This window comes from Coleofasciculus sp. D1-CHI-01 (assembly GCF_040218875.1).
Lineage (GTDB): Bacteria > Cyanobacteriota > Cyanobacteriia > Cyanobacteriales > Coleofasciculaceae > Coleofasciculus.
On the sequence record NZ_JAVJQP010000186.1, the window covers coordinates 1 to 21823 of the forward strand.

Annotated in this window: 14 protein-coding genes and 1 tRNA gene; 8 read left to right on the plus strand and 7 right to left on the minus strand. The window is 48.8% G+C overall.

From position 1 onward, the window contains the following. Window positions 1–467 precede the first annotated feature (467 nt). Together RIB93_RS31460 and RIB93_RS31465 are read right to left on the minus strand one after the other, a co-directional pair. Entirely contained in the window at window positions 468–911 is a 444-nt protein-coding gene (locus tag RIB93_RS31460) for a hypothetical protein (RefSeq protein ID WP_446379067.1), read from the minus strand. 251 nt (window positions 912–1162) lie between these two features. Then, window positions 1163–1408 carry a hypothetical protein gene (locus RIB93_RS31465; RefSeq protein WP_446379069.1) on the minus strand — a complete coding sequence of 82 codons (246 nt, stop codon included), beginning with the start codon at window positions 1406–1408 and terminating at the stop codon, window positions 1163–1165. A gap of 64 nt (window positions 1409–1472) precedes the next feature. Here RIB93_RS31465 and RIB93_RS31470 point away from each other — a divergent pair, with 64 nt between their 5' ends. Then, window positions 1473–1628 carry a hypothetical protein gene (locus RIB93_RS31470; protein WP_446379071.1) on the plus strand — a complete coding sequence of 52 codons (156 nt, stop codon included), beginning with the start codon at window positions 1473–1475 and terminating at the stop codon, window positions 1626–1628. 121 nt (window positions 1629–1749) lie between these two features. Here RIB93_RS31470 and RIB93_RS31475 read toward each other — a convergent pair. The 4 genes from RIB93_RS31475 to hisD all read right to left on the minus strand — a co-directional run bounded on the left by RIB93_RS31475 (window position 1750) and on the right by hisD (window position 6540). Then, window positions 1750–1831 (minus strand) — tRNA-Leu (locus RIB93_RS31475). A 250-nt stretch (window positions 1832–2081) separates the two neighbouring features. Further along, entirely contained in the window at window positions 2082–4325 is a 2244-nt protein-coding gene (locus RIB93_RS31480; RefSeq protein WP_446379073.1) for a PAS domain-containing sensor histidine kinase, read from the minus strand. A gap of 125 nt (window positions 4326–4450) precedes the next feature. Next, on the minus strand, window positions 4451–4876 hold the full coding sequence (locus RIB93_RS31485; RefSeq protein WP_446379075.1) for a universal stress protein: 426 nt from the start codon (window positions 4874–4876) through the stop codon (window positions 4451–4453). Window positions 4877–5229: 353 nt separating this feature from the next. Then, window positions 5230–6540: a histidinol dehydrogenase gene (hisD, locus tag RIB93_RS31490; protein ID WP_446379077.1), complete on the minus strand. Its 1311-nt coding sequence runs from the start codon at window positions 6538–6540 to the stop codon at window positions 5230–5232. A 212-nt stretch (window positions 6541–6752) separates the two neighbouring features. On the opposite strand from hisD, the gene rpsT reads away from it, so the two are divergent. From rpsT to RIB93_RS31525, 7 genes are all read left to right on the plus strand, one after another. After that, window positions 6753–7094 (plus strand): 30S ribosomal protein S20, encoded by a 342-nt coding sequence (gene rpsT, locus RIB93_RS31495; RefSeq protein WP_446379079.1) that lies wholly within the window; start codon window positions 6753–6755, stop codon window positions 7092–7094. Window positions 7095–7464: 370 nt separating this feature from the next. Beyond that, on the plus strand, window positions 7465–8253 hold the full coding sequence (locus RIB93_RS31500) for a TatD family hydrolase (RefSeq protein ID WP_446379081.1): 789 nt from the start codon (window positions 7465–7467) through the stop codon (window positions 8251–8253). A 608-nt stretch (window positions 8254–8861) separates the two neighbouring features. Next, the gene (gene rpoB, locus RIB93_RS31505; RefSeq protein WP_446379083.1) at window positions 8862–12212 is read left to right on the plus strand and encodes a DNA-directed RNA polymerase subunit beta; all 3351 of its coding nucleotides are present in this window, start codon (window positions 8862–8864) and stop codon (window positions 12210–12212) included. Between the two features lie 33 nt (window positions 12213–12245). After that, window positions 12246–12413 carry a hypothetical protein gene (locus RIB93_RS31510; protein WP_446379085.1) on the plus strand — a complete coding sequence of 56 codons (168 nt, stop codon included), beginning with the start codon at window positions 12246–12248 and terminating at the stop codon, window positions 12411–12413. Continuing rightward, window positions 12385–14268, plus strand: a complete 1884-nt coding sequence (locus tag RIB93_RS31515; RefSeq protein ID WP_446379087.1) for a DNA-directed RNA polymerase subunit gamma — start codon at window positions 12385–12387, stop codon at window positions 14266–14268. Before RIB93_RS31510 ends, RIB93_RS31515 begins: the two co-directional genes overlap by 29 nt. A gap of 52 nt (window positions 14269–14320) precedes the next feature. Beyond that, entirely contained in the window at window positions 14321–18328 is a 4008-nt protein-coding gene (locus RIB93_RS31520) for a DNA-directed RNA polymerase subunit beta' (RefSeq protein ID WP_446379089.1), read from the plus strand. A 118-nt stretch (window positions 18329–18446) separates the two neighbouring features. Then, on the plus strand, window positions 18447–20219 hold the full coding sequence (locus tag RIB93_RS31525) for an ABC transporter substrate-binding protein (RefSeq protein WP_446379125.1): 1773 nt from the start codon (window positions 18447–18449) through the stop codon (window positions 20217–20219). A 151-nt stretch (window positions 20220–20370) separates the two neighbouring features. On the opposite strand, the gene RIB93_RS31530 is transcribed toward RIB93_RS31525, so the two are convergent. After that, a complete protein-coding gene (locus RIB93_RS31530) occupies window positions 20371–21696 on the minus strand; it encodes a hypothetical protein (RefSeq protein WP_446379091.1) in 1326 nt (441 codons plus the stop codon). Window positions 21697–21823 lie beyond the last annotated feature (127 nt).

Sequence of the window (21823 nt, forward strand, 5' to 3'; positions counted from 1 at the left end):
TTCCCCTGATTGACGCGGGTCTTTTCTGTCCCTCCCAGGAGGCGCGATCGCGTCTAGTCTATGATATGGGTAGCAGAAAGTATCTTTAAGCATATCTCTAAACAGGCGATCGCACTTCACTCATTTTAGGAAAACTTAACATCCCCCGTTGTTACCCAAGAGGGTGCAACGCCTTCCCCAACCGAATCTAATGTAAAATGTGACTTTTCACGGTGTAAATTCTGCTATTGTTAAGCCACTGAAATTTCATAGCAACTGACTGGTATGCTGGTGGGCAATGCCCACCCTACGATATATCTGTTCGGACAGTGAGCGTCGCACCACAGGCGTCTATCGGATGGGTAGCAGAAAATATCCTTAATCATACCCCTAAACAGGCGATCGCATTCTACCCCGCTTCAGAAAACTTAATCAACGTGCGATCATGTATTGAAAACAGGAAGCAGGGAACAGAAAACAATAAGGGTTCAACGCTGATGTAATCTAGGTCTTTGCTCCTTTAAATAGCTAGGCGCTGGCACATCACTACGCGCATATACATGACGCTGCCATTTTTTCAGGTCTGGTTCATTTTCCCAGAAAAAAGTTCCTATATCACCAGAATATACCCAAACACGGTCATCCGCTCCCCACAAGAAATAGGTTGTATGACGTATATCAAATTGTTCATCTGATGTATACAAAATATTTTGCTCTTGATCTAATATTTTAAATGTTTGATAAGAAAGATCAGAATTTTCATTACTTCCTATAACAAGAGTATATTTTCCTGATGGTGAAATAGCAGATTTTTCTACTGTTGCAACTTCTGCTGGTAAAACCATAGCTTTTTCCTGGCAACTTGTTAAAATGATTAGTAAAACCAATAAATTATAAAATAGCTTTTTTAAATAAACTATTCTTTTGTTCATGACCAACGCCTCTTCATTCTTATCGAGTAAGCTTTATAAGCACTCTATTTCAGGTGAATCATGATTTTTAATTTTAATTAAAGGGCCATCCTTCACTAGAAATTACGTTTCCTGATGCATCAATTTCCACAATAGACTGGGAACTCCAAGTGATATGAATAGTATAAGGTTCTGCTCTTCCTAGAGTAATTCTCTCGGCAAATAAACTCTTGATATTGTCCGTTGTATACTGAGGATTAGGATCTATAACATCATTCCAAGTATAGGAAAGCTCTAAAGTTATAGTTCTTAACCGGGACATTAAGACCGTTGTAACCGACAAAAGCCGACTGATCCAATTTCTGTTGCAAAAACGCCCTCTGTTCCTCCGGTGAGCGTCTTACCACAGGTTTTTTGGGTTTCGGAACTTTGAAACGGCGTCGCTGCAACGGATTGGTGTCGGACTTCCGACTCAAGGGTGAGAAATTTGGTTTGCGGATGGGTTCTCGGAAAGACATGACCAGAACTTACCCCGGTTGACGCTGTTCTTTTCTGTCCCTCCCAGGAGACGCGATCGCGTCTATGATATGGGTAGCAGAAAGTATCTTTAAGTATATCTCTAAACAGGCGATCGCATTCTACCTCGCTTCAGAAAACTTAATCAACGTGCGATCGCGTCTGACCGAAGCTAACTATTATTACAGGGCGTCTACTTTGCAAACCCTAGTTTTTCCCTAGGGGAATCTCCAATTTTTGTCACAAGGTATAGTAAATATTATTATATTGAGAATGACGCTAATCTGTAACTGATGACAAATAATTTGTCACTGTACAGCCGCAATCCTTTGTTCTTCTCAAATGCGGACGAAAGGACTTGAACCTTCACACCTTACGGTACTAGAACCTAAATCTAGCGCGTCTGCCAATTCCGCCACGTCCGCGACTCACTCGATAGCTATGATAGCAAAAACTTGACGATTTGGTTAGCTGAGTTCGACGTAACGCTGAAAGCATTATTTTCCCGTTGCTATCGCCTGAAAGCCTCCAGGTGTGCGTCAAGCCTCTGCTTATATCAAATTCAGGTTGAATACCCCCTGCAGAACACTGTAGAGACGTAGCATGCTACGTCTCTACAATCCTGAAAGAACCGAGGTTCTACCTGATTAGGTATCAATTCCCCATCCCCATCGCCTACGGGTTCTCCTGCCTAGGTTGCGGTAAGGGTAGGGTAATCGTCACCGTATTTCCAGCTTCTGCTTGAGATTCTACCGCGATCGCACCGCCTTGTACATCCACACAATGTTTAACTAGCACTAGCCCTAAACCACTCCCCGCTATGGCTTCAACAGGACTATCTAGGTAAAAAGCGTTGAATAAGATGTTTTGCTCAGATTCGGGCATCCCACTGCCGAAATCGGGGATACGAAACACCACCTTCTCGTCTTGACACAACAATTCCAACTTGATCGGGCTGTTCTCTGGTGCATATCGCAATGCACTAATTACTAAATTTGTCAACATTCGACGCAATAATCGTTTATCGCCAATGCCATAACAAGATTCTGGACCAACAAAACTAATCTGAGGGTTCGACGGTGTACGTTCCTGTAACTGGGTGATTAATCCCTGACACAATTGAGTTAAATCCAGTTCCGTGGGATTTAAACGCAGTTGCTTGGCTTCAATCTTTTTAATCAATAGCAGATCATTCAGGATTTGGTTGATCCGTTGAGCATTCCCTTGGATACGCTGGATGTAGTAAACATGATTATCCTCCCTGTCGAAATCCGGGTTATTTTCCAGGTATTTCGCATGGGAAAAAATCGTATTCAGAGGATGGCGGAGTTCTTGGGTAATCACGGAAGCCAATCGGTCAACATGGGATTTGAGCGCCCGATATTCAGCTTCTTTTGCCATGGCTTCGCTGGCGGCTACCCTCGCCTGCTTTTGTTCGCTCAAATCTTTAAACGTGATCACAACAGCACCACCGTCCCCCTCAAGATTATCCAAACGGGTTATTGTATACTCGTAATCCTTCACTCCCTCAACCGTGGTTAAGTTAATTTCGTCAGTGATAGACTGTCCTGTGGTTAAAACGATGTCCCGTTGAGCATCCAACTGTTTCATCTGTTCGGCGGACAACTTCAGATCATGCCAGGTTTTACCAATACAATCTTTTTGGCTAAGTCCCCACGCCTGGGCTGCGGCTTGATTCACATAGACATATTTGCCCGTGCGATCGCACACCAGAAAAAAGTCACTAGAATTTGAAAGAATCGCATTCAGGAGTTGTCCTAGTTGTTCGACTGAAGTATCCGGCGTTGGGAGAGAGGGGCTAGCTGGAGGCTTCTTCTCCGGCTGACTGGCTTGTTGTTTAACCGCTTGCTGCTGCTGAATCGCTTGTTGACGACGAATTGCCTTCTGTTGCTCGGCTTTCAGACGTTTTTGCTGACTAATATCTTCTAGGATACAAATTGCCGAAATGGGTTCGTCTGGAGTCTCCTGCACCAACGCCACGGTAAGCCGTCCCCATTCGATGGGGCTATCCGGATGATGGAAAGGCTTCTCCAATTGGTAGGAATGACGTTCACCCGCAATTAATTGGCGAAACATTACCGATTCCATCCCCGGCTTATCTAAATTCATCCACCTCATCAACGTGGGTGCTAATTCCTCAGCCGCACAACCGAGCATTGCCTGAAGTTTGGGGTTATATTCGATCAGGTTCCCCTGATGATCTAAAAGTCCTAGACCAATAACTGTTCGATTCACAATGGAGTCAAACCGGGAATGAAGGTGGGATTGCATGGAATCTTTATAGCGTGCGATCGTCAAATCTTGTAACCGCCAGCGCAATCCAATCACCTGACCCGATGATGGATTTTGCACAGGCGCGACGGTTAGGGAAGCGAGGAATGAGGTATCACCACGGGGTTGAATCTGGACGGGCCAATTATTGATCGACTCCCCCCGTTGTAACTGACTCAACTTGTAATAAAAGTCGCGTCGTTCTTGAGTCGCGACAAAAACGGCGAAGGATTTGCCCACCAGACGTTCTGGAGAAAAGTTTAGCGAATGGGCGGCGGCTTGATTTGCCTCAACAATGATCCCGTCGGGATTAGTAACCAGGTAGCCATCGGGAGCAAACTCAAACAATTCCCGGTAACGCTGGCGTTCCGCTTCCAATGCAATCTGGCTTTGGACTAATTTATCATTTTGTTGGCGTAGTTCTCCGGCGGCAAATTGTAGTTCTTGCAGGGAATGGGACAGTTCGCTCAAACTCTCCAGTAATAAATGTTGCTGCTGGTTTGGCACGTCTTCCGTTCCAGAAGACTTCTGTACTGGTAATTTCAGTGATTCGTGTGCCTGTTGCCACAGCGTTTCGACTCGTCTGAGGGATAGGGTAATTTGTTGATCAAAGGTTTCTGCGGTCATCTTTTATACACAATAGCTGCACCCTGTTAACCTCCATATTTTCTACTATCGTTCCGGAGTTTGTGTTCAGCATTTAGAGGGAGCTGCTCCCTACCCCACTACAAGACTTATTCAGCAACCCCTAACTATTCATCCCCCTTAACCACCAATACCGAACAAGGGGCGTCAGCCACCACCTGACTACTCACCGAACCTTGCAAAATTCGCTTTACGCCTGTCAGTCCACGAGTGCCAATCACAATTAAATCCGCGTGGTAAATATGGGCAAGGCGAATAATTTCTGCGGCGGGATCACCGTTAACAATTTGAATTTCACTGGAACAGGGGAGTTTGGATTGATACAGGTGCAGTTGCTGTTCGGTTTCTTGGTACAGGAACTCCTCCGAAGGGTGTGGACGATCAACAGGGATATCCATGTCAGGGTCTTGAGGAGGCATGACATGGCACAAGATAATTTTGGTGGCTGATGTTATTTGTAGGTTATCTAGGGTCTCAATTAAGCGATAGGTTGGCTTTGAGCTGTCCAGAGCTACCAGAATCGTCTTTAGCACCAAAATTTCTCCTCATGAGTGATTACGAGCGATCGGCTCCCAGCAATAGGAATTTTCCCTCTTGATCAGAGGTTTTGTCTACTGGTTTGACAAATTGTCATTGGTCCTTGGTCATTTGTCATTTGTTAGGGAACAGGGAATAGGCAATGGGCAATGGGCAATGGGCAATAGGTAAGGTAGAGTTTTGAGTTAACTTCCCCAGCTTCTCCAGCTCCCCCTGCTCCCCCTGCTTCCCCAGCTTCTCCAGCTCCCCCTGCTCCCCCAGCTTCCCCAGCTTCTCCAGCTCCCCCTGCTTCCCCAGCTTCCCCAGCTCCCCCTGCTTCCCCAGCTCCCCCTGCTCCCCCTACTCTGTCTCAATCCGAATGTCGATCACCAAAGGTGCGTAAGCGCACCGAATCGGCATGAGAAGGTAATCCTTCGGCTTGTGCCAACACCTGAATCGCTCCTGCCATTTTATTCAGGGCGGTTGAGGAATATTGAATTAGACTCGAGTGCTTCATGAATGTCTCTACACCTAACGCCGAAGCGTAGCGGGCAGCACCAGAGGTGGGTAAGGTGTGATTGGGTCCGGCGATATAATCACCAACGGCTTCTGGGGTGGATGTTCCCAGGAAGATGGCACCCGCATGGCGGATTTGGTTGAGTAAGTCCCAAGGTTCAGTAATTTCTAGTTCTAAGTGTTCGGGGGCAAATTCATTAGAGAGTTCGGCGGCTGTTTCCAGGGAATCGACGACGACAATCAAGCCATAATGCGCGATCGCTTTTTCGGTGAGTTCGCGTCGGGGATGATCCTGTAGTTGGTGTTTGACTTCGGCTTGGACGTTTTTTGCCAATGTCGAGTCTGTCGTGATCAGAATTGCTGCTGCTAGGGGATCATGTTCTGCCTGTGCTAATAAATCGGCAGCGACATAAACAGGATTGGCGTGACTATCGGCAATAATTAGTACCTCAGAAGGACCGGCAAGGGAATCAATGCCCACAGTCCCGTAGATGAGTTTCTTTGCCAGGGTGACGTAGATATTCCCTGGACCAGTAATTACATCCACTTTGGGAATGGTTTCGGTGCCATGAGCTAACGCCGCGATCGCTTGGGCTCCGCCGACGCGGTAAATGTTGCTCACACCCGCTTCTTGAGCAGCGACGAGGACGGCTGGATTAATCTTTTTCTCCAAGCCCGGTGGTGTGACCATAACGACTTGAGGCACTTTTGCCACTTTTGCCGGAATCGCATTCATTAACACCGTACTTGGGTAAGCGGCTCGACCGCCAGGAATATAGAGTCCGGCTCGATCCACTGGCGTGTAGCGTTTGCCCAGAACCACCTCATTATCGCCAAACTGCACCCAAGATTTGGGAACGCGCTGTCGGTGAAAGGCTTCAATCTGCTGTGCTGCCAACTGAATCGCATCCAAGAGTTCCTTGGATACTTGCTGGTAGGCAGCATCCAGTTCTGAGCCACTGACACGCAGTTGGTCAGGGGTTAAACGTTGATGATCGAATTCTTCGGTATAGTGCAAGAGGGCTTTATCCCCTTGGCGTTTTACCGTCTGCAAGACTTCTCGCACCGTCGCCTCTTTGTGCATGATTCCATCGTGGGAGGTGCGATCGCAGATCCGCCGCAGTTCATTTTTTGCCTCAGCCTGCTGAGTGATTATTCGCAGCATGGAGTCGGAGTGCCTATCATGAGGTATTATCCGTGGGAGACTAGGATAGAAACAGATATTTCCCTGACCGGGAGTCCGTCCTTCCCTAGACTCTCTTCTCTAGCTTACCTGGATTTTTCTGGACTCGCGACACTTTTGACATAGATGTTATAGTAGTTGTTCTGGTATTTTGTAAATTAGAATCTCAAACCTTAGTTTTCCGGAAGATTTCTGTGGCTAATAGTAAGTCTGCTCTTAAACGTATCCAAATCGCTGAACGAAACCGAGTTCGCAATAAAACCTATAAATCAGCGGTGAGAACGCTGATGAAAAAATATTTTGAGGCTGTCGAGGATTACGCCCGTCAGCCAAGTCCTGAATCGTTGCAGGATGTCAAAAATCGCATGTCTGCTGCTTACTCTAAGATAGACAAAGCGGTGAAGCGGGGCGTCCTGCACAGTAACAATGGTTCTCGTAAGAAGTCCCGTTTGGTAAAGCAGCTCAAGAAGGTACAGACTCAACTGAATCCCCCATCACCTGAAACATCGACGGCTGAAACGACAGAGGCATCCTAGGATAGCGTGGGGGCAGCGTGGCGGAAGACTTGAGCAGTTTGGTACATTCCCTTGAATCTGGGGGAGCAATGTAGAGACGCAGCATGCTACGTCTGGGAGCTGGGGGAGAGTTTAGCTAGTCAGTTATTTCTGCCGTTAGCTCACTGAGACTGAGGTGGGTGAACACCCGCAAACCCTTATCCAGTAAGTTTGAGCGGATTTGAGCTTTTAGTCTAGGGTTTAACCCCTAGGCGGTAAGACGGGTGTAAGATGTGAGTGACACCCGATTCTAAGCCTGTTGACTCCCAAATAAGCTCTACGCTAGGAAAATGTTGGCTCCTTGGGTTGGTCTTGGATAAGAATTGAGCAGGAGAGGACACACACAATGTCAATGCAGTTGATAGACACCCATGTTCATATCAACTTCGATGTCTTCGAGTCTGATCGAGAAGCGGTGCGCGATCGCTGGCGGGATGTCGGCGTCGTGCGGCTCGTTCATTCCTGTGTTGAACCTTCAGAGTTTTCAGGGATTCAAACGTTGGCAGACCAATTCCCGGAACTGTCTTTTGCTGTCGGCTTACATCCTCTAGATGCCCACAAATGGACGCCCCAAATGGCGGATCAAATTCGCGCCTTAGCAGGTTCTGATGCCAGAGTTGTGGCAATTGGGGAAATGGGGTTAGATTTCTACAAAGCTGAAAACCAAGACCAGCAAAAGCAGGTATTCGCTGCACAACTTGCGATCGCCCATCAGCTTAACTTACCCGTAATTATTCACTGTCGCGACGCCGCCGCCGATCTCCGTGATCAGGTTAAGCAGTTTTGTCAAGAGGTGGGACCGATTCGGGGTGTGATGCATTGTTGGGGGGGAACGCCGGAAGAAACTCAGTGGTTTTTGGATCTCGGCTTTTATATTAGCTTCAGTGGTATTGTCACCTTTAAAAACGCCACAGCCATCAAAGAATCAGCCGCCCTAGTGCCAAGCGATCGCCTGCTGATTGAAACAGATTGTCCGTTCCTCGCCCCCGTACCCAAACGGGGAAAGCGTAATGAACCCGCTAACGTGTACCATGTTGCCGATTGTGTTGCCAAACTGCGGCAGATTCCCCTGGAAACCTTGGCACAAGAAACCACCCAGAATGCCTGTCGGCTGTTTAATCTGAGCGTAGATGGTGCCTAGAACACCAGTTCGCGATCGCCAGCCGTTAACCAGTCTACTTGATCAGCTCAGGGAAGGGGTAAAAAAGAGGATTAATAGGGCAACCTATTAATTTTTCACTATCGCTCCCCCAGCTCCCAGACGTAGCATGCTACGTCTCTACATTGCTCCCCCTGCTTCCCCATCTCCCCTTAACAGCCAGCTTGCGCCATAATTGATTAAGAAGAGTTACTATGTATAAAATTTTCTCAAGTTTTATCCCGCCATCACTGCCTACCCCGAAACAATCCTTAATCGATGCCCAACCGCCCACGAGGAGAAGATGCACGAGGAGAAGATGCCGCCGATTCTATCTCATTGTAGATCAAGCCCTGTATCATCATTATCATTAAAACGCTCCCGCCGATTATTAAGACAGTCGTTATCATCCTCAGACTCTCTTATTGCTTCTTTGAGGTAAAAATTCTCGGCTTGGCAGCGTTAGACGCTGACGGGTATCTACGCCAATGGATATAGCCAATCATACTATCGTATTGCTCAGGATTGCTGACTAGAGGAGCAAATTCTGCCTCTAAACTTGGCTGGGAAGCCCATCCTGACGCTGATTCACCCTCTCCAGAAGGAAAAGCATGACGACTCAAACTTATACAACTCCCACCTATCTATTACCAGACTTAGTTGAAATTCAGCGAGCCAGTTTTCGCTGGTTTCTTGAAGCAGGGTTAATTGAAGAACTCGACAGCTTCTCACCGATTAGTGACTACACAGGTAAGCTGGAACTCCACTTTGTCGGCAAAGACTATAAGCTCAAGCGTCCTAAATACGATGTAGATGAAGCCAAGCGGCGAGACAGCACCTATGCCGTGCAAATGTATGTACCCACTCGCCTGATCAACAAAGAGACAGGTGAGATTAAGGAGCAAGAAGTCTTCATTGGCGATCTGCCCCTGATGACCGATCGCGGTACGTTTATTATTAATGGTGCCGAGCGGGTCATTGTCAATCAAATTGTCCGCAGTCCCGGCGTATACTATAAGTCGGAAATCGACAAAAACGGACGCCGTACCTACTCCGCGTCTTTAATCCCCAACCGAGGCGCTTGGTTAAAATTTGAAACCGACAAAAATGATTTAGTCTGGGTTCGGATCGACAAAACCCGGAAACTCTCTGCCCAAGTTCTCTTAAAAGCCCTGGGACTCTCGGACAACGAAATTATCGATGCCCTGCGTCACCCCGATTATTATCAAAAGACCTTAGACAAAGAAGGCAATCCCAGTGAAGAAGAAGCCCTGATGGAGCTATATCGCAAGCTCCGTCCCGGTGAACCGCCGACAGTAAGCGGGGGTCAGCAGTTATTAGACTCACGCTTTTTCGACGCCAAACGTTACGATCTCGGTCGTGTCGGTCGCTACAAAATTAACCGCAAATTGCGCTTAAATGTTGCCGACACAATTCGCGTGCTGACACCCCAAGATATTATGGGCGCGATCGATTACCTGATCAACCTGGAATTTGATATTGGCAACACCGACGATATCGACCACTTGGGGAACCGCCGCGTCCGTTCCGTGGGTGAACTGCTGCAAAACCAAGTACGGGTAGGATTGAATCGTTTAGAACGGATTATTCGGGAACGGATGACCGTTTCTGATTCCGATACCCTAACCCCCGCCTCCTTGGTCAACCCCAAACCCCTAGTCGCGGCGATTAAAGAATTCTTTGGCTCATCTCAGCTCTCCCAGTTCATGGATCAGACCAATCCCCTAGCTGAGTTAACCCACAAACGCCGTTTATCTGCCCTAGGACCCGGTGGCTTAACCCGGGAACGGGCAGGGTTTGCGGTGCGGGATATTCACCCCTCTCACTATGGACGGATTTGTCCCATTGAGACGCCAGAAGGACCCAACGCTGGACTGATTGGTTCCTTAGCCACCCATGCGCGAGTTAACGCCTACGGTTTTATTGAAACCCCTTCGTACCCAGTGGAAAACGGGCGGGTGATCAAAGACAAAGCGCCGCTTTACATGACCGCTGATCAAGAGGACGACAAGCGCGTTGCTCCTGGTGACATCCCCATGGATGAAAATGGCTATATCATGGGCGAATCCGTTCCCGTGCGCTATCGCCAAGAATTCACCACCACCACCCCTGATCAGGTAGACTTTGTGGCGGTATCTCCGGTGCAAATCATCTCCGTGGCAACCTCACTCATTCCCTTCCTGGAACATGATGACGCCAACCGCGCCCTGATGGGTTCAAACATGCAACGGCAAGCCGTCCCGTTGTTGCGTCCAGAACGCCCCTTGGTGGGTACAGGGTTGGAAGCCCAAGCCGCACGAGATTCCGGCATGGTGGTTGTCGCCCGGAAAGCTGGCGAAGTCGTTTATGTGGATGCCACCAAAATTCGCGTCCAAACCGCTCCCAGCACCCCCGCCTTACCGGGAGACAGTGCAGAGACAGCCCAAACCAGCGAACCAGAAATCATTGAATACGAAATCCAGAAATATCAGCGGTCTAACCAAGACACCTGCTTAAATCAGCGTCCGTTAGTTTTTTACGGGGATGACGTGGAAGCGGGTCAAATCCTGGCTGACGGTTCCGCCACGGAAGGGGGAGAACTGGCATTAGGACAGAACATTCTGGTGGCGTATATGCCCTGGGAAGGCTACAACTACGAAGACGCCATCCTGATTAGTGAACGACTGGTGTTGGATGATGTGTACACCAGCATTCACATTGAAAAATACGAAATTGAAGCCCGACAAACTAAGCTGGGACCCGAAGAAATTACCCGTGAAATTCCCAACGTGGGGGAAGATTCGCTGCGCCAACTCGACGAACAAGGGATTATTCGGATAGGGGCGTGGGTAGAAGCCGGAGATATTCTCGTCGGTAAAGTGACACCCAAAGGCGAATCCGACCAACCCCCCGAAGAAAAGCTACTCCGGGCAATTTTCGGAGAAAAAGCCCGGGATGTGCGGGACAATTCCTTGCGCGTTCCCAATGGTGAAAAAGGTCGGGTTGTGGATGTCCGCATCTTTACCCGTGAACAAGGCGATGAACTCCCCCCTGGTGCCAACATGGTAGTGCGCGTCTATGTGGCACAGAAGCGCAAGATTCAGGTGGGTGATAAAATGGCAGGTCGTCACGGCAATAAGGGGATTATTTCCCGGATTCTGCCGATGGAAGATATGCCCTACCTTCCTGATGGCACTCCCCTCGACATTATTCTCAATCCCTTGGGCGTTCCCAGTCGGATGAATGTTGGTCAAGTCTTTGAATGTTTACTGGGATGGGCGGGTGAAAACTTAGACCTGCGCTTTAAAATGATTCCCTTTGATGAAATGTATGGGGAAGAAGCATCCCGGCTGACTGTTCACGGTAAACTTCAGCAAGCGCGGGAAGAAACTCAGCAAGATTGGGTATTTGATCCAGAGAATCCGGGCAAAATCCAGGTATTTGATGGTCGCACGGGCGAAGCCTTTGATCGTCCGGTGACAATCGGTATCGCCTACATGTTAAAACTGGTTCACTTGGTCGATGATAAGATTCATGCTCGTTCCACTGGACCTTATTCCCTGGTTACTCAGCAACCGTTGGGTGGTAAGGCGCAGCAGGGCGGTCAGCGATTTGGTGAAATGGAAGTTTGGGCATTGGAGGCTTTTGGCGCGGCTTATACCCTGCAAGAGTTACTCACCGTGAAATCAGACGATATGCAGGGTCGTAACGAAGCCCTCAACGCCATTGTCAAAGGTAAGGCAATTCCGCGACCCGGTACACCAGAATCCTTTAAGGTGTTGATGCGAGAACTTCAATCCTTGGGACTGGATATTGCCGTTCACAAAGTAGAAACCGATGATGATGGCTCCAGCCGTGATTTAGAAGTCGATTTGATGGCAGATGGCGATCGCCGTCGTACCCCCAGCCGACCCACTTATGAATCCCTCCGCAGTGAGGAATTTGAAGAAGAAGAGACATAAGGTCTCTCTCGTTGAATAATGTAGAGACGTTGCATGCAACGTCTCTACATCCAGTCGAGGCGGGTTGAGTTACATCTGGGTGAACAAAACACGATAGTCGTCAAACCCGCCCCTACCCATTCAAAATTCAAGACGCGCCATGGCACGTCTGAAACCCTAAAAACCCTGGAAGATGAAACAGCAACAAGAACAACGCTTTGACTACGTAAAAATTGGAATTGCCTCTCCGGAGCGCATCCGTATATGGGGAGAACGTACCCTACCGAATGGTCAAGTTGTAGGGGAAGTGACGAAACCAGAAACGATTAACTATCGCACGCTCAAACCCGAAATGGACGGGTTGTTCTGTGAGCGGATTTTTGGTCCAGCGAAAGACTGGGAATGTCACTGCGGCAAATACAAACGAGTTCGTCATCGCGGGATTGTTTGTGAACGCTGCGGCGTGGAAGTCACGGAGTCGCGGGTACGACGACATCGCATGGGGTTCATTAAACTGGCGGCTCCTGTGGCGCATGTCTGGTATCTCAAAGGAATTCCCAGTTATCTGAGTATTCTCTTGGATATGCCGTTGCGGGATGTCGAGCAGATTGTTTATTTCAATGCTTATGTGGTTCTGAGTCCAGGGAATGCTGAAAATCTCAGCTATAAACAGCTATTGACTGAAGACCAATGGCTGGAAATTGAGGAGCAACTTTACAGCGAAGACTCCGAACTCAATGGCGTAGAAGTGGGCATTGGTGCAGAAGCTCTACAACGACTCTTGCAAGATGTCAACTTAGACGACGAAGCCGAAAAACTGCGCGAAGACATCAGCAACGCCAAAGGTCAAAAGCGGGCAAAGCTGATTAAGCGACTGCGGGTGATTGATAACTTTATCGCCACCGGATCACAAGCCGAGTGGATGGTGCTGACGGTGATTCCGGTTATCCCACCGGATTTGCGTCCCATGGTTCAGCTCGATGGTGGACGCTTTGCGACTTCAGACTTGAATGACTTGTATCGCCGGGTGATCAACCGCAATAATCGCTTAGCACGCCTCCAGGAAATCCTCGCCCCAGAAATTATTGTCCGTAATGAAAAACGGATGTTGCAAGAAGCCGTTGATGCGCTGATTGATAATGGACGCCGAGGACGCACGGTGGTTGGTGCGAATAATCGGGCATTAAAGTCATTGTCGGACATTATTGAAGGGAAACAGGGTCGATTCCGCCAAAACCTCTTGGGGAAACGGGTCGATTACTCTGGACGTTCGGTAATCGTTGTCGGTCCGAATCTGAAAATTCACCAGTGCGGTTTACCCCGCGAAATGGCGATTGAACTGTTTCAACCCTTTGTGATCCATCGCCTGATTAGTCAGGGGTTAGTCAATAACATTAAAGCCGCCAAAAAACTGATTCAGCGCGGTGACGCCAGCGTTTGGGACGTCCTCGAAGAAGTGATTGCTGGTCATCCCGTCTTGCTCAACCGAGCGCCAACGCTGCACCGCTTAGGGATTCAATCCTTTGAACCGATTTTGGTTGAAGGTCGCGCCATTCAACTGCACCCCTTGGTCTGTCCCGCCTTTAACGCGGACTTCGACGGTGACCAGATGGCGGTTCACGTTCCCCTGTCGTTGGAGTCTCAAGCCGAAGCTCGTTTGTTAATGTTGGCGTCCAATAATATTCTCTCTCCAGCGACGGGACGTCCGATTGTCGCACCGAGTCAGGATATGGTGCTGGGTTGCTATTACCTCACCGCCGAAAATCCCCACGCCACAAAAGGCGCGGATCGCTATTTTGCCTCTCTCGATGATGCAATCCGAGCCTTTGAACAAAAGCAGGTCGAGTTACATGCTTACGTCTGGGTGCGTTTTGATGGCACGGTACAGAATGGTAAGTCGGATGATGAGCAGGTGATTTCCTCAGAAACCTCCTCAGATGGGATGGTGACGAAAGTCTACAAAGACCGCCGAGTCCGAGAAACGGCTGATGGAGAACTAATTTCGCAGTACGTTCGCACGACGCCGGGTCGGATTATTTACAACAAAGCGATTCAAGATGCTCTGATGATTACCTGAACCAAAACCCAGGACGAATCACCAAGGACGAATCACCAAGGACGAATGACAAATGACGAATGACCAAGGACAAAAAGAAACGATTTTCTACAATCGAGTCGTTGATAAAGGACAGCTCAAAAAACTGATTTCCTGGGCGTTTACTAAGTATGGCAGCGCCCGGACTGCTCAGATGGCTGACCAACTTAAAGATTTAGGATTCCGCTATGCCACAAAAGCGGGGGTTTCGATTAGTGTCGATGACTTACTGGTTCCGCCGAAAAAGCGTGAGATGCTAGAAGCGGCAGAAGCCCAGATTCGCGCCACGGAAGCACGTTACAGTCGGGGGGAAATCACCGAAGTTGAACGATTCCAGAAAGTAATTGATACCTGGAATAGTACGTCGGAAGCCCTGAAAGATGAAGTGGTGGTGAACTTCAAGGCAACTGATCCCTTGAATTCGGTCTATATGATGGCGTTTTCTGGGGCAAGAGGAAACCTGTCTCAGGTGCGCCAATTGGTCGGGATGCGGGGTCTAATGGCTGATCCGCAAGGGGAAATTATTGACCTGCCGATCAAGACCAATTTCCGGGAAGGGTTAACCGTTACTGAATATATTATTTCCAGTTACGGCGCACGCAAAGGACTGGTAGATACCGCCCTAAGAACGGCTGACTCCGGGTATCTGACCCGACGTCTGGTGGATGTGTCTCAGGATGTGATTGTCCGGGAAGTGGACTGTGGGACAACCCGAGGCATCCAGCTAACCGCGATGACAGATGGCGATCGCGTGCTGATTCCCCTGCAAGATCGTCTCTTGGGGCGAGTCCTAGCCGCTGATGTGCTGCATCCGAAAACCAAAGAGGTGATCGCCAAACGGAACCAAGCCATCTCCGACGATTTAGCAGACATCATCGGCGAAGCGAAGGTGGAAGAGTTGATGGTTCGCTCTCCCCTAACCTGTGAAGCCTCGCGCTCAGTTTGTCAGCATTGCTACGGCTGGAGTTTGGCACATGGACACATGGTGGACTTGGGAGAAGCCGTTGGTATTATTGCGGCTCAGTCCATTGGTGAACCCGGAACTCAGCTAACCATGCGGACATTCCACACCGGGGGAGTATTCACCGGGGAAGTCGCCCGCCAAGTCTCAGCGGCGTTTGATGGCGTTGTCCGCTTTTCTAGCCGTCTGCGTACCCGAGGTGTGCGTACTCGCCATGGGGAAGAGCGCCAACAGGTGGAAGTTGCCGGTGAACTGATTCTGGAACCCACCAATAAGGGGAAAGCCAAAACGGTTCCGGTCACGCCCGGTTCCATCCTCCTGGTTAGCGATGGGCAAGAGGTAAAAGCAGAACAGCTTTTAGCAGAAGTGGCGTTGGGCAAATCTCGCCTGTCTACGGAAAAAGCCGCCAAAGACGTCGCCTCGGATTTGGCGGGAGAAGTTCTGTTTGCCGACTTGATTCCCGAAGAAAAAACGGATCGCCAAGGGAATACGACCCGCATTGCTCAGCGGGGTGGCTTGTTGTGGGTGTTATCAGGAGAGGTGTATAATCTGCCCCCTGGTGCCGAACCCGTGGTCAAAAACGGGGATGCCGTGGAACCCGGTTCTGTGTTAGCAGAAACCAAATTAGTTAGCCAAAACGGTGGTGTAGTGCGACTGACACCGGGCAAGCGGGAAATTGACATCATCACCGCGTCAGTACGCCTAGACCAAGCAGCGGTGCGGATGGAAAGTAGTGGGGGTCGCGAACAGTATGTAATTCACACCGCCAATAACCAGCGCTTCTTGCTCAAGGCAACCCCAGGCACAAAAGTGTTAAATAATCAAGTGGTAGCGGAGTTGGTTGACGATCGCTATCGCACCCAGACGGGGGGGATTATTAAGTATGGCGGTGTAGAAGTCGCCAAGCGCGGTAAAGCCAAGCAAGGATACGAAATCACCAAAGGCGGCACCCTGCTGTGGATTCCCGAAGAATGCCACGAGGTTAATAAAGATATCTCGTTGCTGCTAGTGGAAGACGGTCAATATGTGGAAGCCGGGACAGAAGTGGTGAAAGATATCTTCTGCCAATCGGGAGGGATTGTCGAAGTTGTGCAGAAGAATGACATTCTGCGGGAAATTGTGATTAAGCCCGGAGACTTGCATTTGGTGGATGACGTTCCCGACGGCTTTGCCTCTGAAGGTCAGCTGGTACATCCGGGTACAGAACCTGTTCCGGGGTTAAGCGTGGCAGAATTGCGGTATGGGGAAGTCGCCGAGACGCCAGAGGGCATGGCATTACTGCTCAGACCTGTGGTAGAGTTTAATATCCCCGATGAACCCGATGTTCCCTCTCAAGCCTCCATTGACAGTGCCAACGGTTCTACCGAGGGCGGTGAGTCGGATGGTGAGAGTGCGATCGCGATTGAGCTACGGACGATTCAGCGACTACCCTACAAAGATGGAGAGCGGATCAAGTCCGTTGAAGGACTAGAGTTGCTGCGAACTCAACTCGTTTTGGACATGACTCAGGAGTCCGACGGCGATCATTCCGCCTCTCAGCTTTCAGCGGATATTGAATTAGTCACAACCGAAGAGTCGGATGATCCAGAGGATATGCGGTTGCAGTTGGTGATCCTGGAATCCTTGGTGATCCGGCGTGATACCTCGGCTGATCCCTTAGGGGGAAGTACCCAAACTCGGCTGTTGGTTAACGATGGGGATAAAATTGCGCCCAAAGACGTCGTCGCCCGCACCGAAATTCAGTGTAAAGAATCCGGTGAAGTCCGAGGGATTCGCGAAGGGGTGGAAGCCATTCGCCGGGTACTGGTGGTTCGGGATGCGGATCGGATTACCGTTCCCATTAGTGGCACACCTCAAGTGAAGGTGGGAGATTTAGTCGTGGAGACTAATTTCCTCGCCGCCAATGTGCAAGCCTCCGAATCCGGACAAGTTGTCAAAGTTAACGAAGACTCAGTAACGTTGCGACTCGCACGTCCTTATCGGGTATCCGCCGGTGCGGTGCTGCAAATTGATAATGGAGACTTGGTACAACGGGGTGATAACCTGGTGCTGCTAGTGTTTGAGCGGGCAAAGACGGGGGATATTATTCAAGGACTACCCCGGATTGAAGAACTCCTAGAAGCCCGTAGACCCAAAGAAGCCTGTGTATTAGCCCGACGTCCCGGTGAGACGCAGGTGGTTTATGAGGAAGATGAAACCGTTGATATCAAAGTGATTGAACCGGAAGGGGTGATTACAGATTATCCGGTGAGTCCGGGACAAAACGCAATGGTTTCCGATGCTCAGTTTGTTAAGGTAGGTCAACCGTTAACGGATGGACCGGCAAATCCTCACGAGATTCTGGAGATTTTCTTTAATTTCACCGTGGAAGAAAAGGGAATCTATGAAGGTGCTTTAGCGGGACTGCAAGCCGCACAAGCATTTCTGGTTAATGAAGTCCAGTCGGTGTATCAATCCCAGGGAATTGATATCTCGGACAAGCATATCGAAGTGATTGTCCGTCAGATGACCTCGAAAGTTCGGGTCGATGATGGGGGTGATACCACAATGCTACCGGGAGAATTGGTGGAGTTGCGGCAAATTGAAACCGTGAATGAAGCTATGGCAATTACTGGGGGCGCACCGGCTCAATATACGCCAGTATTATTGGGGATTACCAAAGCCTCACTGAATACGGATAGCTTCATCTCCGCCGCTAGCTTCCAGGAAACTACTCGTGTCCTCACCGAAGCTGCTATTGAAGGGAAATCCGATTGGTTACGGGGTTTGAAGGAGAACGTGATTATTGGTCGCCTGATTCCCGCCGGAACCGGGTATAACGCTTATGAAGACCCAACGAGTGGTGTCGATGCTGATTCCTCCAATGACAGCGCTGAGTATAATTTTGGCGATCTGAATGAGAGTAGTGAATTCGACCAAGATGATTCCTTAGAAGTGCTAGACGATCGCACGGCTCGCGCTTACAGTATGGAAGAAGAGGATACCAGCGATTTTGAATCGTTGATGCATGAAGATGAGGAAGAGGATGAGGATGCAGATGACTTGGCTGAGGAGTATCTCGAAGAGGATGAGGATGAATAGTCCGTTATGAGTCCTCATTCAAGCGTAAAACCATGAGAATGGAGTAGGGGTACGATATATCGTACCCCTACAATTTATATCGTACCCCTACAATTATTGAATCGGATTCGTGACTATCTTGGCAAATATTCCTCTGCGTCGCTGGTTTCTCAGCTTACTGACCTGTGTCGTCGCGATCGCACTATCCGCCTGTAACCCTGCACTCTTTACCTCGCAAGCCGCCCAGGGATCTCAACTCGTCACCAGTATTCTCAGTGACCCCAAAACCTTTAACTACGCCCTCTCTCAGGAGTCGCCAAATATTTTTGGTTACACTTACGAGGGACTGGTGACTGAAAATGGTGTCACCGGAGAAATTGAACCCTCTCTGGCTGAGTCTTGGGACATCTCCGATAACCAACAGCGGATTGTTTTTACCCTGCGAGAGGGATTAAAGTGGTCGGATGGAGAACCCTTAACCGTTGATGATATCGTCTTTACCTATAACGATATCTATCTCAACGAAGAGATTCCCACCGATGTTCGCGACATTCTCAGAATTGGCAAAACACGCGGCTTTCCCAGCGTGCGGAAACTCGATGAAAGACGAGTTGAATTTACCACACCCGAACCCTTTGCGCCCTTTCTCCGCACCACAGGACTGGCAATTTTACCCGCCCACGCCCTCAAGGATACGGTAACTGAGAAAGACCAAGAAGGAAGACCCAAGTTTATGACCACTTGGGGTGTGGATACTGACCCGGATAAAATTGTGGTCAATGGACCCTATCAACTGGATCGCTACAATACCAATCAACGCTTAATCTTTCGCCGCAATCTCCATTATTGGCGTCAAGGATCTCAAGGTCAACCCCAACCTTATATTAATCGCCTCTTCTGGGAAGTTGTTGAATCCACCGATACTGCTTTTTTGCAATTTCGTTCTGGTGGGTTAGATGCGATTAGTGTCTCACCGGATTTCTATTCCCTACTTAAGCGGGAAGAGGAACGCAGTAACTTTAACATTTACGTTGGCGGTCCCACGCTAAGTTCTAGTTTTATTTCCTTCAACCTTAACAAAGGGAGTCGGGACGGCGAACCCTTAATTGAACTGATGAAATCTCGTTGGTTCAATACCTTGGAATTTAGACAGGCGGTGGCTTATGCGATTGACCGGAGAACGATGATTGATAACTCGTTTCGAGGATTGGGTGAACCGCAATATTCCAATCTTCCGGTACAAAGTCCTTATTATTTCTCTCCAGAAGAGGGACTGCCAATTTACGACTATAATCTGGACAAAGCCAAAGAATTACTGTTAAGCGCAGGTTTCCAGTATAACGATGAAGGACAACTCCTCGACGATCAAGGGAATCGAGTGCGTTTTACCTTAATTACCAATGCAGGGAATAAACTGCGCGAAGCCATGGGAGCACAAATTAAACGAGATTTGGCGAAAGTTGGCATACAAGTGGATTTTAACCCGATTGCTTTTAGTACCTTGGTGGAAAAACTCAGTAATAGCTTAGATTGGGAATGTCATCTTCTCGGTTTTTCCGGTGGCGGATTAGAACCCAATAATAGTGCCAATGTCTGGTCTACTGAAGGCGGATTGCACAGTTTTAATCAAAAACCAACCGTTGGTCAACCGGAGATTCAGGGGTGGGAAGTTGCACCTTGGGAGAAGGAGATTAATGATCTCTATGTTAAAGGGTCTCAAGAGTTAGATGAACAGAAGCGCAAAGTCATTTATGGTGAAGCCCAACGCCTGATTAAAGAACACTTACCTTTTATTTATTTGGTGAATCCCCTGTCGATGACGGCTGTGCGCGATCGCGTGGAGGGGATTGAGTATTCGGCTTTAGGGGGCGCGTTTTGGAATATCCACGAATTGAGGATTTCTGAAGATTAAGGGAAATTAGGGGGAAATCTGACTGCCAGTTTTATGGATGGTTCAAGAAACATCGCACTCCATACCCAAATCTGATCATCACGCGATTGCCTTCGAGGGACTAAAGTCAGCTATTTACCGATAAATGAACAACAAAACCCGCTATAGCTACCTAAGAACCCGATTCTAAACGGCGTTGCCACTCAGCATCAATTTGGTCTTGGCGTTGCAAATCTTGATCCAGTAAATCCTGTTCACTGGTATACACCACATCCTCTTGCCCAATTACATTTTGCGCGGCAAACTGTTGGGCATACGCCAGCTTTTTCTGTAAATTGGCATCCCCTTGAACCAGTGCTGATGCTTCCTGCTGTCGTTGCTGATTACGGGCTTCGATTTTACTATTTTTCCGTTGAATCCAGAAATAACGAATCAAAGGAATCGCTAAAAAGCCAATCCCGTACCCCAGTAAAAACCAGTAAATTGACGCGACAAACGCCACCAATCCGCCTATCTCGGCAGCAAGTTCGCCTCCTCTTAATAGAGAACCCAGCATCAACGCACCGACAATATTCACTCCGCCTAACCCAATTGCCAGTATCTTTTGTCCACTGGTAGCCGCACTAAAGCGCCAAAGCTGTTCTTGCAGATAAGAGGGAACAGGCTGAGGATGTTGCTGTTGTGCAGTTGTCTGTAAATCGGGGAAATGATAAATAATATCTCCATCGGGACTCACTTCCGGACGCCCCTGGAAACGGCTAAGAACGGGTAACATATAGTCCTCATATTCCCGTTGATAGCCTGTGCCAATATCATCCAAATACGGAGCAATCTGTTCCGCTGTAACTGCACCGCCGGAATTGCGAATTACTGTACCGATTTCTTGCCAACGCCGTTCTTCTAAATCTGCATTGGGATTGCCATCGCCAAACAGGAATGAGAAAATTGACTCCAGAAAATTCATCTGCTTACTCTCAGCAGAATTCCAGGAGGTGCGCCGTTGTCGATGGCGTTCGTAACTGGGGTCGAAAAACCAAAAGATATCGGGTCCAATCCAGAAGCGGGGCATAAAAAACATGCCGCCGCCTCGATTAGAACCCCCATTACCGCCGCCGCCTGAATCACTATCGCTGCTGGAATTGATACTGATGACGATAATCGAAATGGCGAGAAAAATGAGGACAATTGATAGTAAAAGGAGAAGCCCGAAGGAAATCCGAATCAGGTAGAATAAGACACGCCAAATTTTTGACCACCATTCCTGTAAGCGCAGCCGGAGGAATTTGTTTCGCAGGTTTGTCCGAAAGTTCTTGGGGAACAGGTAGGCAATTTCACCTGACTCAGCGACTTGCAAATGTCCACCTGCATCGGAGGCTAGCGCCAGTAATCCGCGTTCAGCTAGATTGATATTCAATCCCGCCTTAGCCGCTACGTCACCCACGGTGACGCGATAGCCGAGCTGCTCGACGCTATTCATTATTTTGGGATCGGGAGCCATAGCTGTTATTTGTAAAGATTTTTGTAGTCTCTATCTCAAGTATAGAAGTCTGGCTCAGGCTTGAGATTTACAGAAAGCCGAACTTCGATACAAAAGGGTTTGAGGAACCGTAGCGACGCATCAGGCG